We start from the raw sequence: 20,180 nt of genomic DNA on the forward strand, positions 1-20,180 counted from the left end.
ATTTCGCGATCCCCTCGGGGGATACGGGCTTGGCGGCCCGAAAGCAAAGGAGCAGCAGCCGTTTGTCTTTACAACGAGACAGCGGCTTTTCCATCTTCCCAGTGTGCTGCGCTGGGCACAGTTCCGTTTTGGCGGGGCTGTGCGGGACCTCCGCAAGGGGGTGCCAGTCCAATGCCAAAGGAGCCGCCATGCCTGACCTCGATGCACCCAGCGGAGCACACGCCTCCCCGCCTTTCTTTTCTTCCCCGCAACTGCCGAGGGAAGAGACCAGCCTGTACTACCCCATTTCCGAATACGAGGTCTATCGCATCAAGGACTGCATGCACCAGATGGGCCTGGTGATCGACCTGTGCTGCATGGCCGGCCCCGACCAACAGCTGAACGACCTGGGCGGGCTGATGAGCTTCCTGACCGCGCAGCAGCGCGCGCTGCGGGGCACGCTGCAGACCGTGCAGGCACGCAAGGCGACGCCGGGGCCAGCCTGTGATCCTGACCCCGGGGACTGATCAGGCCAGTTGCGGACACTCGCGCAGCACCGATCAGCACAGCTTGTCGCCGAGGTAATCGGGAAGGCGATGCCCGTTCATATCGGCTGCGCCTCCGCAAGCACCTGGGCACGGAACTTCAGCGGCAGGTCTCCGGGCGTCAGCAGATCAACGCGAAGGCCGAGCAGCGATTCCAGCTCGACCTGCAGGCCGCCCAGGTCGAACAGCGTCGCGCCCGGCAATGCATCGACCAGCAGGTCGAGGTCGCTGCCGTCCCGGTCGGTGCCATGCAGCACGGAGCCGAAAACGCGCGGGTTCGCAGTGCGGAAACGGCTGGCCATTTCACGCACTGCGCTGCGATTCATGTCGAGCACCACGGACGGTCGCATGGACATCCTTTCCTGTTGAGACTTCTGGAAAGCCTATTGCATCAGGCACCGGGTTTCAAGCAGCACTCCCGGAAATCCCGATGCCTGGATTTTCCATGCCGGGCCACGCCCGGCACGGCAGATCAGGCCAGGTGCTGGTCGAAGAAGGCCAGCGTGCGGTCGCGCGCCTGCAGGGCGCTGGCCTCGTCGTAGGCGCTGCGCTGGTCGCAGTTGAAGCCGTGGTCGGCGTCGTACAGGTGCACCTGCACATGCTTTTGCGCCTGGGCGAAGGCCTGCACGGCGTCCACGGGAATGTGCGTATCGCGCCGGCCGAAGTGGGCGATGACGGGACACAGCGGCTCGCGGCCCATCTCCAGCGGCGTGGTCATGCCGCCGCCGTAGTAGCAGGCTGCAGCCGACAGGCTGGGCAGGTTGCAGGCCGCGCGCCAGGCCCACAGGCCGCCCCAGCAAAAGCCCACGATGCCCACCTTGCCGCCGGGCACCAGCGTGGCGGCATGGGCGATGGCGGCCTCGATCTCGGGCAGCACGCCGGGCTGGGGCAGCGCCTCGGCGGCGGATTTCAGCGCCATGCCCTTGGCACGGTCGGCGTCGCCGTAGCCCAGGTCCACACCGGCCTCGACACGCGTGAACAGCGACGGCGCCACGGCCACATAGCCGCGGGCTGCCAGGCGGTCGGCCACGGCGCGGATATGGGCGTTGACGCCGAAGATCTCCTGCAGCACCACGACGGCACCGCGCGCGGGCACGTCGGGCCGGGCCACCCAGGCCGGCGAAGCCGTGCCATCCAATGAAGTCAACTGCACAAAACTGCCCATGCCCGCGTTCCTTTCTGTCTGAGAACCTGTTGTGATTTCCCGGTGGGCGGACGCGCCCCGCAATGCTGTAATGGCGGCGGGCCGGCCCGTGCGGCAATTCTTTCACAGGAGACATTCGATGGAACGAAAAGTCGTGCGTACCGGCAAGCGCCGGGCACAGGTGGGCGGCGGCAACCTACAGGGAATGCGATGGACCTCAAACCGCTGATCACGCTGGTGGCCATCATCAACCCGCTGGCCATCGTCCCCTTCTTCATCCACTACACCGAGGGATTCAGCACGCAGCAGCGCCAGCAGACCATTCGCACGGCGGCGCTGGCCTCGTTCTGCGTGATCGCGGCCTGCGCCATCATCGGGCTGCAGGTGCTGGACTTCTTCAACATCTCGCTGCAGAGCTTTCAGGTGGGCGGCGGCCTGCTGCTGCTGATCAGCGCGATGAACATGCTCAACGCCCGCCCGGCCGAGGAACGGCCCAACGCGCCCACGCTGGTCGCTGGCGCGGAAAAGGCCGCCATGGGCAACAGCATTGCCGTGGTGCCGCTGACGATTCCGCTGCTGACGGGGCCGGCCTCCATGTCCACCGTGGTGATCTACGCCGACCAGGCACGCACCATCTGGCAGCACCTGGCCCTGGTGGGCTATGGCGTGGTGGTGGCGCTGGTGGTGATGGTCTGCTTTTCGCTGGCCGACCCGATCGCCCGCGTGCTGGGCAAGACCGGCATCAACGTGATGACGCGGCTCATGGGCCTGATCCTCGCGGCCCTGGCCGTGGAGGTGATGGCGGGCGGGCTGGTGAAGATCTTCCCCATCCTGGCCTCGCCCGCGATCGTGCCCTGAGCGGGCTGGCTGGCCGATTGAAGGCCCGCCGGCTCAGGCCGGCACGGCCCGCGCGCGGTCGGCGCTGCCGTCGCAGGCACCGCCGCAGCCTGTGATGGGCTGCTCGGGCAAGGCCTCAGGGTGCGCCAGGGAGCCCGTGGCGGGATCGAAGCCCGCACTGCGCAGATGCAGGGCCAGCGCCGCATCCATGGTCTGCGCATGGTGCACGAACCACGCCGCCAGCTCGCCCGCCATGCTGCGGATCACGGCCAGATCACCGGCCGCCGCCTTGGCCGCCCCCTCGCGCATCACCTGCAGCACCACCTTGTGCTGCAGGCTGTGGCAGTTGGTGCTGGTGAAGCGCGTGGACTGCATCCAGCGGTCTTCCTGGTCGAAATGCACCTGCGTATGCGCGATCAACTCATCCCAGCGCGCGCACAGCTGCGCATCATCGGCCGCCTCCACCTCGGCCAGCAGCAGGACGAACTCCTGATGCACCTCGTCCATGGCCGGCAACTCCAATGCCAGCGCTCCGCTCCATTCCAGCACGGCCATATGCTTCTCCTGCCTTCATCGTGAAAGCCTGCAGCTTAGGAACAGCACCGCCCAACCCGTTTGACCCACATCAGCCAACCCGAAAACAGCAAAGCCCCGCGAACGGGGCTTGGTCAAGGCGGATAAAACTGGCGCGGCCAAAAGGCCAGGGGCACCGAGCAAGAGCCGCCTCGCGGCGAAGGTGCCGTCCCCCTCCCTTGCGAAGCAAGTAGAGAGGGGGAAGGCGCGCAGCGCCTCAGGGGGTGCCTACCAGCTTACTGTCCAAACTTCCGCTTGGCATCAGCCACGCAGGTGTCCTTGGCAGCGCCGCTCATGGTGTCGCAACGGGCCTTGGCAGCCTTGTAGTCCGCTTCGCGGGTTTCCTCGGCAGCGTCCTTGCGGGTTTCGGCCACGTTGGCAGCCTTGGCTGCGGAGTTGGCAGCGGGCTCGGCCTGGGCCTTGTTCACCTTGGCGGCTTCCACGGCGTGCACGTGGGCGGCCTTGGCATCCTTCACGCAGACATCCTTGGCGTCGCCCTTGAGGTCGTCACACTTTTCCTTGGCGATGTCGTAGTCCGCATCAGCCTTGGCCTTGAGTGCCTTTTCGCTGTTCTTGGGCGAAGGATTGCGGCGCGATTCCAGTTCGGCCTTGGCCACGTTTTCCTGGCCCTTGGCCTGCTTCTCGCAGACGTCCTTGGCGTTGTCCTTGAGCGGCTTGCACTGTTCCTTGGCAGCCTTGTAGTCGGCCTCGATCTGGTTCTTGGCGGCCGTGTGCTCCGCATTGGTCATGGCCATGGCGCCGGAGGCCATCAGGCCCAGGGCGACGGCGGACAGCATGTGGCGAAAGCGTTGCGGTGTTTGCATGATGGAACTCCTTGTATTTGTACTGAAGCGGCCCTTGGTGCCTGCGGCGGCGGGCCATTGGTGCGTGCCCTCAGGCACGCTGGCTGTCGAGGAGCGGATGGCGGCGCCGGCCAGGGCGTCCAGCCCATCCGCAGTCCACCCTCGTCAGTCTTCGAAGCGGAAGTCGGGGTTGCGCTTTTGCCAGTCGGTCAGCTGCTTTTCGGCAGCGTCGCGGGCCAGGCCCTGGCGCTCCTGCAGCTTGCCCAGGAATTGCTCGCGCTTGCCGGCGATCACGTCCAGATCGTCATCGGTGAGCTTGCCCCATTGCTCACGGATCTTGCCGGTGAATTGCTTCCAGTTGCCCTTGATGCGGTCTTCATTCATGGCTTGGTCCTTTCAGTGATGTTGAAGTAGCGCTGTGCAATCAGGCCTTGTTTTTTCAAAGCCGCGATCTGCATCAGCGACGGTTCCACTGTAAAAAACCTGGGGGCTGCGCGTCGTAGTCTGGACCTAGTGTTGACGGTCGTCCCAGGGGCAGCCGAGACGGTGGGATCGGGACTACAGCCCCTGACGGACGCGCGGGAAGCGCTGGGTCAGGCGCGGCCCGCCCCTGCCCTGAGTACCCGGCCTTTTCCCCGTATGTCCGCGCCTGCGCCGTGGCGAAGCGAAGGGGTCGCGGATATTCGGGTCGCCTTCTTTGATCTGACCTTTCTTGGCGAATCAAGAAAGGGCCGTCGGCTGCCGGGCCGAGACCCGGCCTCGAAAAGCAACCACCCGGCAGGGGCGGAAAAAGCCCCACTTGCTTGCAGAGCCAATTGCCCGAGAACAAAAAACGGCCAGCGGATGCAATGCACCCACCAGCCGTTCTCAAGAGAATGGATGGGCTGGAAATCCAGCCGCCGCTCAGTGCCCCTGCTGCCCCAGCCACGCATCGATCTGCGCAATGGCGGCATCGGCCGCCGTCGCCAGCGCCTTCGCGCCGCCTGCGGCATCGCCCGAAGCTGCAGGACTGCGCACCTCGAAGAGTTTTTGGCCCAGCAGGCGGTCCACGGCACCGCTTTGCTCGACCAGGGTGGCGCGCAGGCGCACGACGCCGGCACTGGAGCCGGGCGCGTCAAAGACCTGGCTGAACTCTTCGATGTCCACGCGCAGCAGCGTGGGCACGGCGCCCTGCAGGCGCGGCTGGGCCACGCTTTCGCTGCTGGCCAGCACGGGGCGCTGCAGGCCCAGTTGGCTGCGCAGGCGCTGCTGCAGCAGCAGTGCAGGAGGCTGGCTCCAGCGCGCCAGCTGGTAGGGGCGCAGTTCCTGGCCGTTGGCATAGGCCAGGCGGTAGAACATGGCCGTGCTGCCGTCGGACAGGGCGGGCGCCTCCACATCGGCCAGCGCCAGCGGCGTGCGTGCCTGCGGGGCGGCGGATGTGGCGGACTGCGCGGGCGCAGACAGCGGCGCCAGGCCGAAGTCATAGCGCGCGGGCTGGGCGGGGGGCTGCGGCAGGGCCGAGCAGCCGGCCAGCAGGATCAGGGCGGCAGCCAGTCCAGCGCTGGCCACGGCGGTCTTGCGAGATAGGGGCATGCGGGTTCCTTGGGTCAGGGCTGGGTGGCTGCGGACGGGGCGACGAAGCCGGGCTCGCCCGGCCCCGGGCGGGCCTGGCCCGGCCCGTAGATCACGGCCTGCGGGTTGTCGCTGAAGCGGCTGGCCGCCGTGCCCATCTGGCGCGCGGCGCGCGAGACATCGTCGGCCGCGCGGTTGGCGTGCGGCACCGTGCTGCGGCCCAGCGAATCGGCCATGCGGGTCAGCGCGCGCGTGCTCTGGGCGATCTGCTCCAGCGGCCCGTCCTGCGCGTTCACGCGGCGCACGGTCTGCTGCAGTTCGGAGGCCACGGCAGAGGCGCCGTTGCTGGCCTTCTCCAGCGACTGCAGGGTGTTGTGGGCGTCGGCGGCGAGCTGCGGCACCTGGGTGGACAGCGTGCGGTCCAGGTTCTGCGTGAGCTGCTGCACGCCTGCGGCAGCCGCTGCAATGTTCTCCAGCGCCTGGCTCACGCGCTTTTGGTTGTCGGTGTCCAGCATGTCGCTGAGGCGGCGCGAGATCTCATCGGCGCGCTCCAGCAGCACTTGCCCCTGGTCGGCCAGCATGCTCAGCGGCGACGAGCGCAGCGGCAGGCGCGGCAGCCCGCTGGGGCCCGGGGGCAGCTGGGGCTGCGGCTGGTCCGCATCATCGAGCTGCACATGGGCCAGGCCCGTGACGCCCTGGTAGCCCAGCACGGCGAACGTGGTGGGCGTGATGGGCGTGTTCACACCGATGGCGATGCGGATCAGCACATTGCCATTGGTCTGCGGATCGAACCCGATCCGCGTGACCTTGCCCACCGCCACGCCCTTGTAGCGCACGGCAGCCTGGGCCTGCAGCCCGCTGATGCCGTCCTTGGTGGACAGCTCGTACTCGTTGTACTGCCGCGTATCCCGCGTCAGCCAGATCGCCAGCCCCGCCAGCAGGGCCGCCACGACCAGCACGAAAATGCCGGCCGCCATGGCATGTGATTTGTTTTCCATATCAATGGTCCATAACGTTGAGCCCAGCAAAACAAGGCATGGGGCCACAGCCCCAAGGGCCAGCACTCAGAGCGCGGCCTTCAAAACCGGCGCACCCCAAGGCAAGGGACACCGAGCAAGGGCCGCCCCGCCGCGAGGGTGTCGCCCCCCCCCGCAAAGCGAGAGGGGGGAAGGCGCGAAGCGACTCAGGGGGGCTTCTCATACCGTGCTCATCGCGCGCCTGCCGCGCTCCCCCTGGAAGAAATGCTCGATGAACGGATGCTTGAACTCGGCCACCTCGCGCGGCGGGCCGCTGACCAGCACCTTCTTCTCGGCCAGCACGGCCACGCGCGAGGACAGGGCGAACAGCGTGTCCAGGTCGTGCGTGACCATGATGACGGTCAGGCCCAGCTCGGCACGCAGCTCGCGCAGCAGTTCGCAGAATTCGTCGGAGCTGGTGGGGTCCAGCCCGGCCGTGGGCTCGTCCAGCAGCAGCAGGGGCGGGTCCATGATCAGCGCCCGCGCCAGCGCCACGCGCTTGATCATGCCGCCCGAGAGATCGGCCGGCATGCGCGAGGCATGCTCGGGCTTGAGGCCCACCATCTGCAGCTTGACCAGGGCCGCGTCGCGCACCAGTTCGTCGGGCAGCGTGCCCTGCTCGCGCAGCGCGAAGGCCACGTTGTCCAGCACGCTGAAGGCCGAGTACAGCGCCCCATGCTGGAACAGCATGCCCACGCGGCTGGCGGCGCCCTCGCGGCCCATTTCGCTGGCCGGGCGGCCCAGCACTTCGACACGGCCCTTGGTGGGCTCCAGCAGCCCCAGCATCTGGCGCAGCAGCACGGTCTTGCCCGTGCCCGAGCCGCCGACGATGGACAGCATCTCGCCGCGCTGCACATCCAGGTCCAGGTCCTGGTGCACGGCAAAGGCGTTCTCGCCTTCGCCGAACACGCTCCACAGCCCGGCGATGCGCACGATGGGCTCGTCGGCTGCGGGCGTGGAGGAGGTTTCGGTGTCCATGGCCATCAGATGCCTACGTCCTTGAACAAGATGGCGAAGATCGCATCCACCACGATGACCATGGTGATGGCCGTCACCACCGAGGCCGTCGTGCCCTTGCCCAGGCTCTGCGTATTGGGCTCCACGCGCAGGCCCCAGTGGCAGCCGATCAGGGCGATGAGGGCGCCGAAGACCACGGATTTGCCCATGGCGATCCAGAGGTTGCCGATCTTCACGGCGGCAGGCAGGGCCTCGGCAAAGTAGGCGCCCGTGACGCCCATGGTGAGGTCGGCCGCGAGCATGCCGCCGGCCAGCGCGGCCAGCGTGGTCCACAGCGAGACCAGGGGCATGGCGATGGCCAGCGCCAGCGCGCGCGGCAGCACCAGGCGAAAGCCGTGCGGTATGCCCATGACCTGCATGGCATCCAATTCCTCGGTCACGCGCATGACGCCGATCTGGGCGGTGATGGCCGAGCCCGTGCGGCCGGCCACCAAAATGGCCGCCAGCAGCGGACCCAGCTCGCGGATCAGCGAGATGCCCAGGATGTTGACGATGAAGGATTCAGCCCCGAACTGGCGCAGCTGCAGCGCCATCAGGTAGGCCAGCACCACGCCGATCAGAAAGCCCACCAGGGCCGTGATGGGCAGGGCCGTGGCGCCCATGGAATAGAGATGGCCGGAGATGTCGCGCCAGGGCCCCCGGTGCGGGGCACGCGCAAAGCGCAGCAGGTCGATCAGCAACTGGCCGATGAGCCGCGTCATCTGCGCGAAATGGCCGCAGGCGTTGATCACCAGGCACCCCAGGCTGTCGATGCGCTCCAGCAGGTTCGGGCGCGGGGGCGGCGGCGCAGGTTCCTTGGAGAAACGGCCCACGCGTTCGAGCATGGCACGCTGCGCATCGCTGGCCGCAAGACGCGCGGGCAGGCGACGGCCCCAGTGATTCCACAGCAGCTGCGCGCCCACGTGGTCCAGCCAGTCCAGCCCTTCGAGGTTCCAGCCCAGGTCATCGCCCTTGGCATCGGCCAGCTGCGCACGCAGCCTGCGCCATTGCGCCCGCCGGCCCAGCTCGGCCGCGCCCCAGGAGCCGGTCAGCAACGCCCACTGGCCGTCGTTGTCGCGGCGCAGGCTGCATTGGGGGGGATTGTTGAGGGCAGACAAGTGCGGAAAGTCCTTGGGGGTTGCGAAGGCGGGGCGCGCAGGCAGGGCCGGGCGGCATTGCAGCCAAGACCGCAGGATAACCGAGCGGCACGGGCCGCAGATTGCCTGGCGGCGCCGTGCGCACGACAGCTTTGCCCTACGCGTGCAATTTTTATCAAAAAACCAGCGCGACAGCCATGACTGCTGCATGCGATGCTGCAAAAAAAGGAGTCCAGCGCGCTTTCCCTCTCGACAGTGCGCATGCCGTCCGCACAATGGGCCGAAGCACCAACCCCGGCTCCCAAGGACGTTCCGGCCCGCAGCGGACGCCCGCCCATCTCCATGAGCAACACCACCTTCGACTACATCGTCATCGGCGCCGGCACGGCGGGCGCCCTCCTGGCCAACAGGCTTTCGCGCGATGGCCGCAGCCGCGTTCTGCTGATCGAGGCGGGCGCCAAGGACGACTACCACTGGATCCACATCCCCGTGGGCTACCTGTACTGCATCGGCAATCCGCGCACCGACTGGCTCTACCAGACCGAGCCCGACGCAGGGCTCAACGGCCGCAGCCTGCGCTATCCGCGCGGCAAGACGCTGGGCGGCTGCTCCAGCATCAACGGCATGATCTACATGCGCGGCCAGGCCCGCGACTACGACAGCTGGGCCGAGCTGACCGGGGACGACGCCTGGCGCTGGGACCAGGTGCTGCCGGCCTTCCGCCAGCATGAAAGCCATTGGCGGCTTGATGCCGGCGGCAATGCCGATGCAGGCTTTCGTGCCCTGCACGGCGGCACGGGCACAGGCGGCAGCGCTGAATGGCGCGTGGAGCGGCAGCGCCTGCGCTGGGACATCCTGGACGCCTTTGCCGAAGCCGCGCAGCAGGCCGGCATTCCGGCCACCGAGGACTTCAACGGCGGCAGCAACGAGGGGGTGGGCTACTTCGAGGTCAACCAAAAGGGCGGCCTGCGCTGGAACACCGCCAAGGCCTTCCTGCGGCCCACCTGCTATGGCCGCCCCAATTTCGAGCTGTGGACCCATGCCCAGGTCAGCCAGCTGCTGTTCGAGCCATTGCCCGCCGGCGGCCTGCGCTGCAGCGGCGCCCAGGTCTGGACCGGCTCGGAAATGGTCAACGTGCAGGCAAGCCAGGAGGTGCTGCTGTGCGCGGGCGCCGTCAACTCCCCGCAGATCCTGCAGCTGTCGGGCATCGGCCCGGGCGCGCTGCTGCAGAACCACGGGATTGCCGTGCGCCACGACCTGCCCGGCGTGGGCGAGAACCTGCAGGACCATCTGCAGATCCGCTCGGTCTACAAGATCAAGGGCGCGCGCACGCTGAACACCATGGCCAATTCGCTGTGGGGCAAGGCCGGCATCGGCCTGGAATACCTGCTGCGCCGCAGCGGGCCTATGAGCATGGCGCCCTCCCAACTGGGGGCCTTCACGCGCAGCAGCCCGCAGCAGGAGCACCCCAATATCCAGTACCACGTGCAGCCGCTGTCGCTGGACGCCTTCGGCGAGCCGCTGCACGGTTTTCCGGCCTTCACGGCCAGCGTCTGCAACCTCAATCCGACGAGCCGGGGCACGGTGCGCATCCACAGCGGGGACTTCCGCCAGGCGCCGGCCATTGCGCCGCACTACCTGTCCACGCCCGAGGACCGGCAGGTGGCCGCCGACAGCCTGCGCGTGACGCGGCGCATCGTCAGCCAGAGCGCGCTGGCGCGCTTCGTCCCCGAGGAATGGAAGCCCGGCGTGCAGTACCAGAGCGACGAAGATCTGGCGCGCCTGGCCGGCGACATCGCCACCACCATCTTCCACCCCGTGGGCACGACGAAGATGGGCCGCGCCGACGACCCCATGGCCGTGCTGGACAGCCGCCTGCGCGTGCGCGGCGTACAGGGCCTGCGCGTGATCGATGCAGGCGCCATGCCGCGCATCACCAGCGGCAACACCAACAGCCCCACGCTGATGATGGCGGAGAAGGCGGCCGGCTGGATTCTTGCGGACCGGCAGGGCCGGGGCCAGGGGCCGGCACGGCAGAGCACGGAACCGGCCGTTGCGCTGGCCGCCTAGGACTGCTCCTGCAGCAGCGGCGGAATCGCCGCCAGCAGCGCATCGATGGTCACGCGCAGCCGGTAGGGCAGAAAGCGCGTGCGCGGCCACAGCACATGCAGGGGAATGCGCGCGGCCGGCACGTCGGGCAGCAGGCGCACCAGCGCCCCGCTGTCCAGAGCACTGCGCACCCGCCACAGCGGCATGTGGGCCAGGCCCGCGCCCTGCAACGTGGCCGTGGCAATGGTTTCTATGTCGTCAAAGCCCAGCGCCGGCTCCAGCACGGGCGCGGCCAGCGATCCATCCTCACCTGCCAGCCTCCAGGGGGCGGCGCGGCCGCTGCGCATATAGGCAATACAGCGATGCCCGGCCAGGTCGGCCACGCTGCGCGGCGCGCCATGGGCCTGCAGATAGGCGGGTGATGCGCACAGCACCATGGTTTGCATGCCAAGGGGCCGCGCAACCAGCCAGTCGCTGTCAGACAGTTCCCCGCTGCGTATGGCCAGGTCGATGCCGTCATCGGCGAAGTCCAGCTGGCGGTCGGTGAAGCTGGCCTCGATGCGCAGGCGCGGATGCAGCTGCGCCAGCTCCAGCAGCAAGGGAGCCACGTGGTGGCGGCCGAAGACCACGGGTGCGCTGATGCGCAGCCGGCCCACCACTTCCCGCCGCCCGGCTTCCAGCATGTGCCGGGCGGCATCCAGGTCCTCCAGCGCCTGCGCGCAGCGCTCGTAGAACATCTGGCCGTCCTCGGTCAGCCCCAGGCTGCGCGTGGTGCGCACGAACAGCCGCGCGCCCAGGCGCTCTTCCAGCCGCGCCACGGCCTTGCCGACAGCCGAGCGCGTAAGGCCCAGGCGCTCGGCCGCCTGGGCGAAGCTGCCGGCCTCGGCCGAGGCGACGAAAGCGCTGACGCCTGCCAGCCTGTCATTTGCAATTGGTTCCATAAATTCTACAAACCATAGCCTCAATTGAATCAATGCAATTATGAAGGAATCAATAGACTGAAGTCCTGTTTGATACCTGCCTCGAAAGGACCGCCTTCCATGACCGTGCCTGCGTCTTCCCCATTCATGCAGCAATGGCAACTGCCCGCTCTGGGCCATGAAAACCTGCAGCTGGTGCAAGTACCCATTCCCGAGCCCCGGCGGGGCCAGGTACTGGTGCGCGTGCATGCGGCATCGCTGAACTACCGCGATCTGATGATCCTGCGCGATGGCATGGGCATGGTGCCGGCCCTGCCCCTGGTGCCCGGCTCGGACATGGCTGGCGAGGTGGTCGCCCTCGGCCCGGGTGTCGCGGAGTTCGCGGTTGGCGACGCCGTGATCAGCACATTCTTCGCCGGCTGGCAGGACGGCGTGCAGCCGCGCACCAGCCTGCCGCTGGGCTCGCCCGGGCCGGGCATGCTGTCGGAATACGTGGTGCTGGGCGAAGACAACCTGGTCGCCGCGCCCCTTCAGCTGGACTTTGCGCAGGCCAGCACCCTGACGTGCGCGGGCGCAACCGCCTGGTTCGCGCTGGCCGAGTCCGCGCCGACGCGGCCCGGCGACACGGTGGTCATCATGGGCACGGGCGGCGTGGCACTGTTCGCCATGCAGATTGCCCATGCCCAGGGTGCGCGCGTGGTGGTGGTTTCGGGCAGCGACGACAAGCTGGCGCGGGCTGCGCAGCTGGGTGCAGACCACGGCATCCACCGCCACCGCACGCCCGACTGGGCCGCCGAAGTGCGCGCCCTCACGGGAGGGCGTGGTGCCGACCATGTGCTGGAACTGGCCGGGGGGGATAACTTCGGCCGCTCGCTATCGGCCCTGGCACAGGGCGGTCGCGTGTCGGTGATCGGCAATCTGCAGGGCGATGAGCTGCACGGCTCGGTCTATCCGCTGCTGCTGGGGCGCGCCACCGTTCAGGGCATCGGCGTGGCACACCGGCGTGCGCTGCAGGATCTGGTGCGGGCCGTGGACTGGCTGAAGCTGCAACCTGTGATCGACAGCGAATACGCGCTGGCCGATCTGCCGACAGCCCTGAAGCATCTGGAGCGGGGTGCTTTCGGCAAGCTGGTGCTGCGCATGCGCTGAACGTCCGGCAACCGACAATCATCGCTCCAGCCCTTTGCTGGTGCAATCCCGCACTTTTGCGGTAACTGCGGGAAATCCCCGATGCACCACCCAGGTGCGACCATTAAAGTCCACCCACTCTCGCGGCACCACAGTGCTGCACAAGAGGGGCCGAGGAGACAACTCGTACACAACCAGATCAACATTCATAAATAGCATCTCAAGATGCATTTCCCAGAGCGCCGGCAAGTCCGGCGCTTTTTTTATGCCTGCGGCCAGCCTGCTGCGGCACCTGGGCGGTGCGACAATCGCCGCCCTATGGAATGGATCATCGTCTCGCTGGCCTCGATGCTGGCCGGCTTCGTGGACGCCATCGTGGGCGGCGGGGGCCTCATCTTGCTGCCCGCGCTGTTCGCCACCTTCCCCACCGCACCGCCCGCCACGCTGCTGGGCACCAACAAGAGCGCCTCGGTCTGGGGCACGGCCATGTCCACCTGGCAGTACGGCCGCAAGGTGCAGTTGCCCTGGCGCGCGATGATGCCGGCGGCCTGCGTGGGCATGGCGGGCTCCTTTGCGGGCGCCTGGGCCGTCACGCAGATCTCCCCCGATTTCCTGCGCCGGCTGCTGCCGCTGGTGCTGCTGGGCGTGCTGGTCTACACGCTGGCGCGCAAGGACATGGGCCGCCACCACACGCCGCACTATTCGGGCCGCGCCGAGACGCTGATCGCCTGCGCCATCGGCCTGGTGATTGGCTTCTACGACGGTTTCTTCGGCCCCGGCACGGGCAGCTTCTTCGTGTTCCTGTTCGTGCGGCTGATGGGCTATGACTTCCTGAACGCATCGGCCTCGGCCAAGCTGCTGAACATGGCCACCAACCTGGCGGCGCTGGCGCTGTTCGCGCTCAAGGGCCATATCTGGTGGCACCTGGCCGTGCCCATGGCGGTGGCCAATGTGCTGGGCGCCATGCTGGGCACGCACATGGCCCTGCGCCATGGAACGGGCTTTGTGCGCGGCATTTTCATCGGCGTGGTGAGCCTGCTGATCCTCAAGACCGGCTACGACGCCTTCATCGCCTGAGCACGGGCCAGCGGCGTTCGCAACACCTGCCATCGGCGTTGGCGACGGCAACCTTCTATAATTGCCGACTTTTCGCCTTGAGCTGCGGCGGCTGGTGCATGTCGCACCCCTGCCAGCGGCCGTACCCGACCAGCCGACCAGCCGCAAAAAACCGGCCCCGCCGTCCATGGCCCATGCACTGATGCGTGCCTTGGCGCTTTCTTCATGCTGCGGCGCCGGGGTCAGGTCTTGAGCGACAGCCCAGGAGTTCCATGAAACGCTTTACCGTCATCGCCGCCGCCGCGCTGGCCCTGTGGACCGCCGCCGGCGTTCAGGCCCGCCCCTTCGACGCCATCCAGAAGGAAGGCACGCTGCGCCTGGCCACCGAGGGCTACTACGCGCCCTTCGCCCATTTCGAGGGCAAGCAGCTGACCGGCTTCGAAGTCGAGCTGGCCCAGATGATGGCCGCCAAGATGGGCGTGAAGTACGAGTGGAAGACCATCAGCTTCGATGCCCTGCTCACCGGCCTGCAGCAGGACCGCTGGGATCTGGTGATTTCCTCGCACGGCATCACGCCCGAGCGCGAGAAGGCCGTGACCTTCACCCAGCCCCACTACTGCTCTGGCGCCATCGTGATGTCGCTGGACCCGGCCATCCGCTCGGCCAAGGACCTGGCGGGCAAGACGGTGTCGGTGCAGACCGGCACCACCTATATGCAGTACATGGAGAAGAACCTGCCCGGCATCAAGCGCCTGGTCAACTTCCCCACCAACGAGGCAGCCCGCAATGCGCTGCTGTCCAAGCGCGTGGACGCCTGGGTGACCGAACGCTTCATTGCCAAGGAACTGCAGCAGAAGAACCCCAATGCCCAGCTCAAGCAGGGCGAGTTGCTGCTGGTCGAGCGCATTGCCGCCGCCGTGGCCAAGGACAACAAGTCGCTGGCCGATGCCTGGAACAAGGCCTTCAAGGAAGCCCTGGCCGACGGCAGCTACGCCAAGCTGTCGCAGAAATACTTCCACGAAGACATCCGCTGCCCTGACTGAGGCCCCGGGCAGATCTGCCCGACCGGCGCCCACTTGCAGGGCGCCTTTTTGTTTCTAGCCCACCTATGCTTACCGTCCTCTGGCCCGCCCACTGGAGCCGCTCGCAGCGCAGCAACGCCACCCTGGTCACGGCCCTGCTGCTGATGGTGCTCGTGGTTTCGCTGCTGGGGCAGTTGCTGTCCCTGCTGCCCGAGCCCATAGGCTCCAATGCCGACACCTTCGCCGAAGGCGCGCGCACCACGCTGTACCTGACGCTGGTCAGCGGCGCCGCCGGCCTGGTGCTGGGCATCGCCGCCGCGCTGGCGCGCACCTCGCGCACGGCCGCCCTGCGCTGGGCCGCGGGCTTTTATGTCTGGGCGATCCGCGGCACGCCGCTGCTGGTGCAGATCCTGTTCATCTACTTCGCGCTGCCGGTGCTGATCCCGGGCCTGAACCTGCCCGACTTCGCAGCCGCCTGCATTGCACTGGCGCTGAACGTGGGCGCCTACAACGCCGAAGCCGTGCGCGCCGGCCTGCAGGCCGTGCCGCGCGGCCAGGCCGAGGCCGCACGCGCCCTGGGTCTGCCGCGCATCTGCGTTTTCATGGACGTGGTGTTCCCGCAGGCCTTCAAGATCTCGCTGCCGCCGCTGGTGAGCAACTTCGTGGCCCTGCTCAAGGATTCGTCGCTGGCGTACGCCATCGGCGTGGTGGAGCTGACCAATGTGGGCAACCGCATCCAGTCGGCCACCTTCCAGCCCGTGGAGACCCTGGTCACCGTGGGCGTGACCTACCTGGTGCTGACCACGCTGGTGACCCAGGTCACGGCTGCCGTGGAGTACCGCTTCGACGTGGAGGGCCGCCACAAATGAGCGCCGACAAGCTGGCACGGGGCATGCCCTACATCGTGGCCGAGAAGGTCACCAAGTCCTTCGGCAGCCACCAGGTGCTCAAGGGCGTTTCCACGCAGTTCTGCACGGGCGAGGTGACGGTGATCATCGGCGCCTCGGGCTCGGGCAAGTCCACGCTGCTGCGCGCCATCAACCGGCTGGAGCCGCACGACGGCGGGCGCATCACCATCGACGGCGTCGAAGTCACCGACAACGAAGCCACGCTGCAAAAGCAGCGCTGCGAAGTGGGCATGGTGTTCCAGCAGTTCAACCTGTTCGGCCACATGACGGTGCTGGACAACGTGACCCTGGCGCCGCGCCGCATCCACAAAACGCCGCGCGCCCAGGCCAATGCCAAGGCCATGGCCCTGCTGGAGCGCGTGGGCATGCAGGCCCATGCCCACAAGTACCCTTGGCAGCTGTCGGGCGGCCAGCAGCAGCGCGTGGCCATTGCCCGCGCCCTGGCCATGGAGCCGCAGGTGATGCTGTTCGACGAGCCCACCAGCGCGCTGGACCCGGAGATGGTCCAGGAAGTGCTGGACGTGATGCGCGAGCTGGCACGCGGCGGCATGACCATGATCGTGGTCACCCACGAAATGGGCTTCGCCCGCGAGGTCGCCGACCGCGTGATGTTCTTCGACCAGGGCTGCATCGCCCACGAGGCGCCACCGGCCGAGTTCTTCGGCAACCCGGCCAGCGAGCGGATCGCGGCGTTCATCGGGCGCATGGGGCATTGAGGCCTGGGCCTGCGCACGCAGGCTGCTCAAGAAAACAAAGAGCCGGCAATGCCGGCTCTTTTGCTTTCTCAATCCTCCAGCTCGCCAGCAGACGGCGGTGGCAGCGCGGCAGCGCGGTTGGATGCCACGGGCGCCGATGCCTCGGGCGGCTCGTAGCGCGGCAGGCCGGGCAGGTTCACGGTTTCTGCGTCCAGCGTGATTTCGGAGACGCGGCGCGGGGCGCCTATGGGCACGCCAGCCTGGCCCTTGCGCATGGCGGCCATGTCCTCCAGGCTGGGGTAGCGGCCCAGCAGCCAGTAGTCGAACACGCGGCGTGCCAGCGGCGCGGCGGCGGCGGCGCCAAAGCCGGCGTTCTCCACGATGACGGCGACGGCGATGGTGGGGTTGTCGGCCGGCGCGTAGGCGATGTACAGCGAGTGGTCGCGCTGGAACTCGGACAGGCGCGAGGCGTTGTACTTCTCGTTCTGGCGCACGCCCACGGCCTGGGCCGTGCCGGTCTTGCCGGTGGAGGTGTAGGGCGCGTTGCCGAAGATGCCGCGCGAGGTGCCCTCCACCGTCACGGCGGCCACGGCGGCGCGCACGGCTTCCACGTTCTCGGGCTTGTAGCCCATGCTGGTGCCGGGGTCCTTGTTGATGGCCGAGAACTGCTGCGTCACGGCATCGACACGTCCCACGGCCAGGTGGGGCCGGTGCTTGACGCCCTTGGCCGCCAGCGTGGACATGGCGTTGGCCAGCTGCAGGATGGTGAAGTTGTTGTAGCCCTGCCCGATGCCCAGCGAGATGGTCTCGCCCGCGTACCACTTCTTCTGCTCGGGCCGCTTGTAGGTGTTGCGCTTCCACTCGGTGCTGGGCAGCACGCCGCGCGCCTCGCCGCGCACGTCGATGCCGGTGATCTGGCCGAAGCCCAGCGGCTTCATGTAGTCGTGGATCATGTCCACGCCCATGTCGTTGGCCAGCATGTAGTAGTACACGTTGGACGACTTGATGATGGAGCGGCGCAGATTGGTCGGCCCGTTGGGGTGGCCCGAGCGGAAGGTGTGGCCGCCGAAGGTCCAACTGCCGTTGTCCATGATGGTGGTGTCGGGGCGGCGCTTGCCCGACTCCAGCGCGGCAATCGCCATGAAGGGCTTGTAGGTGGAGCCCGGCGGATAGGTGCCCCGCAGCGCGCGGTTGAGCAGCGGGCGGTTGATGGATTCGTTGAGCGCGGCCCAGCTTTCCTGGTCGATGCCATCGACGAAGAGATTCAGGTCGAAGGTCGGTCGGCTGACCATGGCCAGCAGCTCGCCGCTGCGCGGATCGATGGCCACCAGGGCGCCACGGCGGTCGCCGTACAGCTCCTCCACCATGCGCTGCAGCTTGATGTCCAGCGACAGCACCAGGCTGTCGCCGGGCGTGGCGGGGCGGCTGCCGAGCTTGCGCACGGCATGGCCGCCGGCCGAGGTTTCCATCTCTTCCCAGCCGGTCTGGCCGTGCAGGTCGGTTTCGTAGCTCTGCTCCACGCCCAGCTTGCCGATGACGTCGGTGCCCCGGTAGTTGGCGGCGTCGTCGGAGTCTTCCAGTGCTTCCTTCTCGCGCTGGTTGATGCGGCCGATGTAGCCGATGACGTGGCTGGCCGTGTCCTGCATGGGGTAGGTGCGGAACAGCCGCGCCTTGATGTCCACGCCCGGGAAGCGGTAGCGCTGCGCGGCGAAGCGCGCGACCTCGTCATCGGTCAGGCGCGTGCGGATGGGCAGGGAGTCGAAGCTGCGGGAATCATCCACCAGGCGCTTGAACTTGCGCCGGTCGCGCGGCGTGATCTCGACGATCTCGGCCAGGCCGTCGATGGTCTCTTCAAGGTTGCCCGCGCGCGAGGGCATGATCTCCAGCGTATAGGCCGAGTAGTTGGTGGCCAGCACCACGCCGTTGCGGTCCAGGATCTGGCCCCGGTTGGGCACGATGGGCACCACGGCCGTGCGATTGCTTTCGGCGCGCTCGGCCAGCTCCTCATGGCGCTGCACCTGCAGCACCAGCAAGCGAGCCACCACCAGCCCGAAGGCCAGCAGCACCACCACGCTCATCACCCATGCGCGCAGCCTGAATCGCTGCAGCTCGGCTTCTGTATTGCGGATTTCCATCACGCGTCAAGCCTCACAGGGGACGGTTCTCGTCACTGTCCGGCGGGCGGCGCTGCGGCGCCAGCAGCAGGCCGCTGACCAGGGGCCACAGCAGGGCCTCGATCAAGGGAGCCACCACCACCAGCGGGCCGGGCACGATGCCGCCGGCCACCATGCGCAGCAGCACCTGCAGGCCGTGCACGACGGCGAACAGGGGCAGCAGGTGCAGCGCCTGCACGGGCGTGGAGAACCAGGACAGGCGCCGGCCCATGGCGCCGGCCGCGAACACCAGCAGCGCATAGGCCAGCGCATGCTGGCCCAGCAGGGAGGAGCGGTCCACATCCATGCACAGGCCCAGCAAAAAGGCCACGCCCATGCCCACGCGCTGGGGCTGGTTCAGCGCCCAGAAGGCCAGCAGCACCATCAGCAGGTCCGGCTGCCAGGCCTGGCGGCCCAGCGGCAGCATGTTGAGTGCCAGCGCCGCCAACAGGCTGACGACGATGAACAGGGGGTTGACCGGCAGCAGCAGCTGCTGGCCGCGCGGCATGATCATGCGGGCTCCTTCCTGGCGGAGGCGGGTGCGGCGGGAGCAGCGGGTGCTGCAGGCGTGGCCGGTGCATCTGTCTTGCCGGCCTTGCCACCGTCCCTGGAGGCTTCCTTGCCCTTGCCGTCCTTGGCCTTGTCTTTTTCCTTGCCCTTGTCTTTTTCCTTGCCCTTGCCGGCGCGCAGGGGTTCGGCGGCGCCTTCCGCCTCGGGGTGGGTGGCACGGTCCAGCGGCTTGAGCACCACCACGTGGCGCACGCCTTGCACGCGGCCCACGGGCTCGCAGTAGATGCGCGAGAAGGCCGAGTCGGCGCGGCGCTCCACCGAGACCACCTTGGCCACGGGCAGGCCCGGCGGGTACAGGCCATCGACGCCGCTGGTGGTCAGCAGGTCGCCTTCCTGGACATCGGCATTGCTGGGCATGAAGCGCAGCTCGATGCCGCCGGTGCGCAGCGGCGACGGATCGCCATAGGCCACGCTGCGCGCGCCGGTGCGCGGGTTGAAGACGGGAATGGCCTGGTCGCGGTCGATGAGCAGGGTGACCTCGGCACGCAGCGGATACACGCGCGTGACCTGGCCGACCACGCCCTTTTCATCGAGCACGGGCGAGCCCTGGTCGATGCCATCCACCTGGCCGCGGTCGATGACCACGCGGCGCGTATAGAGATCGGGGCTGTCGTAGACCACCTCGGCAGCGGTACCGGGCGTGGTGAGGCGATCGCGCAACTGCAGCAGCTCGCGCAGGTGGTCGTTTTCCTGGATCAGCTCGTCGGCCAGCGATGCACGCTGGGCCATGGCCACCAGTTCCTTGCGCGCGGCCTGTTCGCGGGCCTGGGCATCGTCCAGCGAGCCCAGGTAGCGGCTGGCGTCGTGCACGGCCTGCACCGGCTTGAGCATCACCCATTGCACGGGGTACAGCACGGTGGCCACGGCCACGCGCACGGGATCGGTGATCCTGAAACGCGCGTCGGCCACCATCAGGAACAGCGCCAGGGCGCTGTACAGGGCCAGTTGCGAGACCCGCGAGGGCCGACGCTTGAACAGCGAGGGCGCCGAGTGGTCCAGGGTATTGGGATTCATGCGGCCCTCCCGCGTGGCAGGGCCTGCCCTGCCGCACTTGCTGCAGCCTGGAAAGCACGGGCCGGTCCCGGTGCGAAGGAAGGCAGGGCAAGCATGCAGGTCACCACGGAAGGGGGAGAAAAAT

21 protein-coding genes are annotated in these 20,180 nt (G+C 67.8%); 8 read left to right on the forward strand and 13 right to left on the reverse strand.

Translation table 11 applies throughout. The features are described from left to right. Window positions 1–188 precede the first annotated feature (188 nt). Entirely contained in the window at window positions 189–506 is a 318-nt protein-coding gene (locus LGR64_RS26280) for a hypothetical protein (protein ID WP_099732463.1), read from the forward strand. A gap of 77 nt (window positions 507–583) precedes the next feature. Here the strand turns inward: LGR64_RS26280 and LGR64_RS26285 are convergent, their stop codons facing one another. Beyond that, window positions 584–874 carry a nucleotidyltransferase family protein gene (locus LGR64_RS26285; protein ID WP_034399096.1) on the reverse strand — a complete coding sequence of 97 codons (291 nt, stop codon included), beginning with the start codon at window positions 872–874 and terminating at the stop codon, window positions 584–586. Between the two features lie 122 nt (window positions 875–996). Beyond that, window positions 997–1,689 (reverse strand): dienelactone hydrolase family protein, encoded by a 693-nt coding sequence (locus LGR64_RS26290; protein WP_013800233.1) that lies wholly within the window; start codon window positions 1,687–1,689, stop codon window positions 997–999. Window positions 1,690–1,878: 189 nt separating this feature from the next. On the opposite strand from LGR64_RS26290, the gene LGR64_RS26295 reads away from it, so the two are divergent. Next, window positions 1,879–2,526, forward strand: a complete 648-nt coding sequence (locus tag LGR64_RS26295; protein ID WP_123695576.1) for a MarC family protein — start codon at window positions 1,879–1,881, stop codon at window positions 2,524–2,526. Window positions 2,527–2,559: 33 nt separating this feature from the next. Here LGR64_RS26295 and LGR64_RS26300 read toward each other — a convergent pair whose 3' ends face one another. From LGR64_RS26300 to LGR64_RS26330, 7 genes are all read right to left on the reverse strand, one after another. Beyond that, complete coding sequence (locus LGR64_RS26300) at window positions 2,560–3,060, reverse strand: hemerythrin domain-containing protein (RefSeq protein ID WP_034365659.1); 501 nt, start codon at window positions 3,058–3,060, stop codon at window positions 2,560–2,562. Between the two features lie 254 nt (window positions 3,061–3,314). Continuing rightward, the gene (locus LGR64_RS26305) at window positions 3,315–3,902 is read right to left on the reverse strand and encodes a hypothetical protein (RefSeq protein WP_096914293.1); all 588 of its coding nucleotides are present in this window, start codon (window positions 3,900–3,902) and stop codon (window positions 3,315–3,317) included. Between the two features lie 144 nt (window positions 3,903–4,046). Then, a complete protein-coding gene (locus LGR64_RS26310) occupies window positions 4,047–4,265 on the reverse strand; it encodes a CsbD family protein (protein ID WP_012202308.1) in 219 nt (72 codons plus the stop codon). A 519-nt stretch (window positions 4,266–4,784) separates the two neighbouring features. Then, the gene (locus tag LGR64_RS26315) at window positions 4,785–5,453 is read right to left on the reverse strand and encodes an ABC-type transport auxiliary lipoprotein family protein (protein ID WP_230357323.1); all 669 of its coding nucleotides are present in this window, start codon (window positions 5,451–5,453) and stop codon (window positions 4,785–4,787) included. Between the two features lie 14 nt (window positions 5,454–5,467). Further along, a complete protein-coding gene (locus LGR64_RS26320) occupies window positions 5,468–6,430 on the reverse strand; it encodes an MlaD family protein (RefSeq protein ID WP_013800229.1) in 963 nt (320 codons plus the stop codon). Between the two features lie 198 nt (window positions 6,431–6,628). Continuing rightward, window positions 6,629–7,432, reverse strand: a complete 804-nt coding sequence (locus LGR64_RS26325) for an ABC transporter ATP-binding protein (RefSeq protein WP_016448536.1) — start codon at window positions 7,430–7,432, stop codon at window positions 6,629–6,631. Further along, window positions 7,432–8,562 carry an MlaE family ABC transporter permease gene (locus LGR64_RS26330; RefSeq protein ID WP_034397875.1) on the reverse strand — a complete coding sequence of 377 codons (1,131 nt, stop codon included), beginning with the start codon at window positions 8,560–8,562 and terminating at the stop codon, window positions 7,432–7,434. Before LGR64_RS26330 ends, LGR64_RS26325 begins: the two co-directional genes overlap by 1 nt. A gap of 321 nt (window positions 8,563–8,883) precedes the next feature. Here LGR64_RS26330 and LGR64_RS26335 point away from each other — a divergent pair, with 321 nt between their 5' ends. After that, on the forward strand, window positions 8,884–10,611 hold the full coding sequence (locus LGR64_RS26335) for a GMC family oxidoreductase (RefSeq protein WP_230357474.1): 1,728 nt from the start codon (window positions 8,884–8,886) through the stop codon (window positions 10,609–10,611). On the opposite strand, the gene LGR64_RS26340 is transcribed toward LGR64_RS26335, so the two are convergent. Beyond that, window positions 10,608–11,531, reverse strand: a complete 924-nt coding sequence (locus tag LGR64_RS26340; protein ID WP_088166594.1) for a LysR family transcriptional regulator — start codon at window positions 11,529–11,531, stop codon at window positions 10,608–10,610. The genes LGR64_RS26335 and LGR64_RS26340 overlap by 4 nt on opposite strands. Window positions 11,532–11,630: 99 nt before the next feature. Here LGR64_RS26340 and LGR64_RS26345 point away from each other — a divergent pair, with 99 nt between their 5' ends. The 5 genes from LGR64_RS26345 (at window position 11,631) to LGR64_RS26365 (ending at window position 16,340) form a co-directional block, all read left to right on the forward strand. Then, window positions 11,631–12,659 carry a zinc-dependent alcohol dehydrogenase family protein gene (locus LGR64_RS26345; RefSeq protein ID WP_230357325.1) on the forward strand — a complete coding sequence of 343 codons (1,029 nt, stop codon included), beginning with the start codon at window positions 11,631–11,633 and terminating at the stop codon, window positions 12,657–12,659. A gap of 297 nt (window positions 12,660–12,956) precedes the next feature. Next, window positions 12,957–13,715, forward strand: coding sequence for a sulfite exporter TauE/SafE family protein (locus tag LGR64_RS26350; protein ID WP_013800226.1), 759 nt, complete (start codon window positions 12,957–12,959; stop codon window positions 13,713–13,715). A gap of 251 nt (window positions 13,716–13,966) precedes the next feature. Next, window positions 13,967–14,737, forward strand: coding sequence for an ABC transporter substrate-binding protein (locus LGR64_RS26355; RefSeq protein WP_013800225.1), 771 nt, complete (start codon window positions 13,967–13,969; stop codon window positions 14,735–14,737). A gap of 65 nt (window positions 14,738–14,802) precedes the next feature. Further along, window positions 14,803–15,585 carry an amino acid ABC transporter permease gene (locus LGR64_RS26360; protein WP_012202298.1) on the forward strand — a complete coding sequence of 261 codons (783 nt, stop codon included), beginning with the start codon at window positions 14,803–14,805 and terminating at the stop codon, window positions 15,583–15,585. Then, window positions 15,582–16,340 (forward strand): amino acid ABC transporter ATP-binding protein, encoded by a 759-nt coding sequence (locus LGR64_RS26365; RefSeq protein ID WP_012202297.1) that lies wholly within the window; start codon window positions 15,582–15,584, stop codon window positions 16,338–16,340. Before LGR64_RS26360 ends, LGR64_RS26365 begins: the two co-directional genes overlap by 4 nt. Window positions 16,341–16,408: 68 nt before the next feature. Here LGR64_RS26365 and mrdA read toward each other — a convergent pair whose 3' ends face one another. From mrdA to mreC, 3 genes are read right to left on the reverse strand one after another with little or no spacing between them, the layout of a single operon-like run. Beyond that, window positions 16,409–18,454, reverse strand: coding sequence for a penicillin-binding protein 2 (gene mrdA, locus LGR64_RS26370; protein WP_088166591.1), 2,046 nt, complete (start codon window positions 18,452–18,454; stop codon window positions 16,409–16,411). A 13-nt stretch (window positions 18,455–18,467) separates the two neighbouring features. After that, entirely contained in the window at window positions 18,468–18,986 is a 519-nt protein-coding gene (gene mreD, locus LGR64_RS26375) for a rod shape-determining protein MreD (protein ID WP_013800223.1), read from the reverse strand. Beyond that, window positions 18,983–20,056: a rod shape-determining protein MreC gene (mreC, locus tag LGR64_RS26380; protein ID WP_063327706.1), complete on the reverse strand. Its 1,074-nt coding sequence runs from the start codon at window positions 20,054–20,056 to the stop codon at window positions 18,983–18,985. The genes mreD and mreC overlap by 4 nt, the downstream gene beginning before the upstream one ends. Window positions 20,057–20,180 lie beyond the last annotated feature (124 nt).

The organism is Delftia sp. Lp-1, assembly GCF_020523835.1.
GTDB classification, from domain to species: domain Bacteria; phylum Pseudomonadota; class Gammaproteobacteria; order Burkholderiales; family Burkholderiaceae_C; genus Comamonas; species Comamonas acidovorans.

Excerpts from the sequence above, each read along its gene's own strand:
- LGR64_RS26280 (WP_099732463.1), top strand. The coding sequence starts at position 189 with ATGCCTGACCTCGATGCACCCAGCGGAGCACACGCCTCCCCGCCTTTC.
- LGR64_RS26285 (WP_034399096.1), bottom strand. The coding sequence starts at position 874 with ATGCGACCGTCCGTGGTGCTCGACATGAATCGCAGCGCAGTGCGTGAA.
- LGR64_RS26290 (WP_013800233.1), bottom strand. The coding sequence starts at position 1,689 with ATGGGCAGTTTTGTGCAGTTGACTTCATTGGATGGCACGGCTTCGCCG.
- LGR64_RS26295 (WP_123695576.1), top strand. The coding sequence starts at position 1,879 with ATGGACCTCAAACCGCTGATCACGCTGGTGGCCATCATCAACCCGCTG.
- LGR64_RS26300 (WP_034365659.1), bottom strand. The coding sequence starts at position 3,060 with ATGGCCGTGCTGGAATGGAGCGGAGCGCTGGCATTGGAGTTGCCGGCC.
- LGR64_RS26305 (WP_096914293.1), bottom strand. The coding sequence starts at position 3,902 with ATGCAAACACCGCAACGCTTTCGCCACATGCTGTCCGCCGTCGCCCTG.
- LGR64_RS26310 (WP_012202308.1), bottom strand. The coding sequence starts at position 4,265 with ATGAATGAAGACCGCATCAAGGGCAACTGGAAGCAATTCACCGGCAAG.
- LGR64_RS26315 (WP_230357323.1), bottom strand. The coding sequence starts at position 5,453 with ATGCCCCTATCTCGCAAGACCGCCGTGGCCAGCGCTGGACTGGCTGCC.
- LGR64_RS26320 (WP_013800229.1), bottom strand. The coding sequence starts at position 6,430 with ATGGAAAACAAATCACATGCCATGGCGGCCGGCATTTTCGTGCTGGTC.
- LGR64_RS26325 (WP_016448536.1), bottom strand. The coding sequence starts at position 7,432 with ATGGCCATGGACACCGAAACCTCCTCCACGCCCGCAGCCGACGAGCCC.
- LGR64_RS26335 (WP_230357474.1), top strand. The coding sequence starts at position 8,884 with ATGAGCAACACCACCTTCGACTACATCGTCATCGGCGCCGGCACGGCG.
- LGR64_RS26340 (WP_088166594.1), bottom strand. The coding sequence starts at position 11,531 with ATGGAACCAATTGCAAATGACAGGCTGGCAGGCGTCAGCGCTTTCGTC.
- LGR64_RS26345 (WP_230357325.1), top strand. The coding sequence starts at position 11,631 with ATGACCGTGCCTGCGTCTTCCCCATTCATGCAGCAATGGCAACTGCCC.
- LGR64_RS26350 (WP_013800226.1), top strand. The coding sequence starts at position 12,957 with ATGGAATGGATCATCGTCTCGCTGGCCTCGATGCTGGCCGGCTTCGTG.
- LGR64_RS26355 (WP_013800225.1), top strand. The coding sequence starts at position 13,967 with ATGAAACGCTTTACCGTCATCGCCGCCGCCGCGCTGGCCCTGTGGACC.
- LGR64_RS26360 (WP_012202298.1), top strand. The coding sequence starts at position 14,803 with ATGCTTACCGTCCTCTGGCCCGCCCACTGGAGCCGCTCGCAGCGCAGC.
- LGR64_RS26365 (WP_012202297.1), top strand. The coding sequence starts at position 15,582 with ATGAGCGCCGACAAGCTGGCACGGGGCATGCCCTACATCGTGGCCGAG.
- mrdA (WP_088166591.1), bottom strand. The coding sequence starts at position 18,454 with ATGGAAATCCGCAATACAGAAGCCGAGCTGCAGCGATTCAGGCTGCGC.
- mreD (WP_013800223.1), bottom strand. The coding sequence starts at position 18,986 with ATGATCATGCCGCGCGGCCAGCAGCTGCTGCTGCCGGTCAACCCCCTG.
- mreC (WP_063327706.1), bottom strand. The coding sequence starts at position 20,056 with ATGAATCCCAATACCCTGGACCACTCGGCGCCCTCGCTGTTCAAGCGT.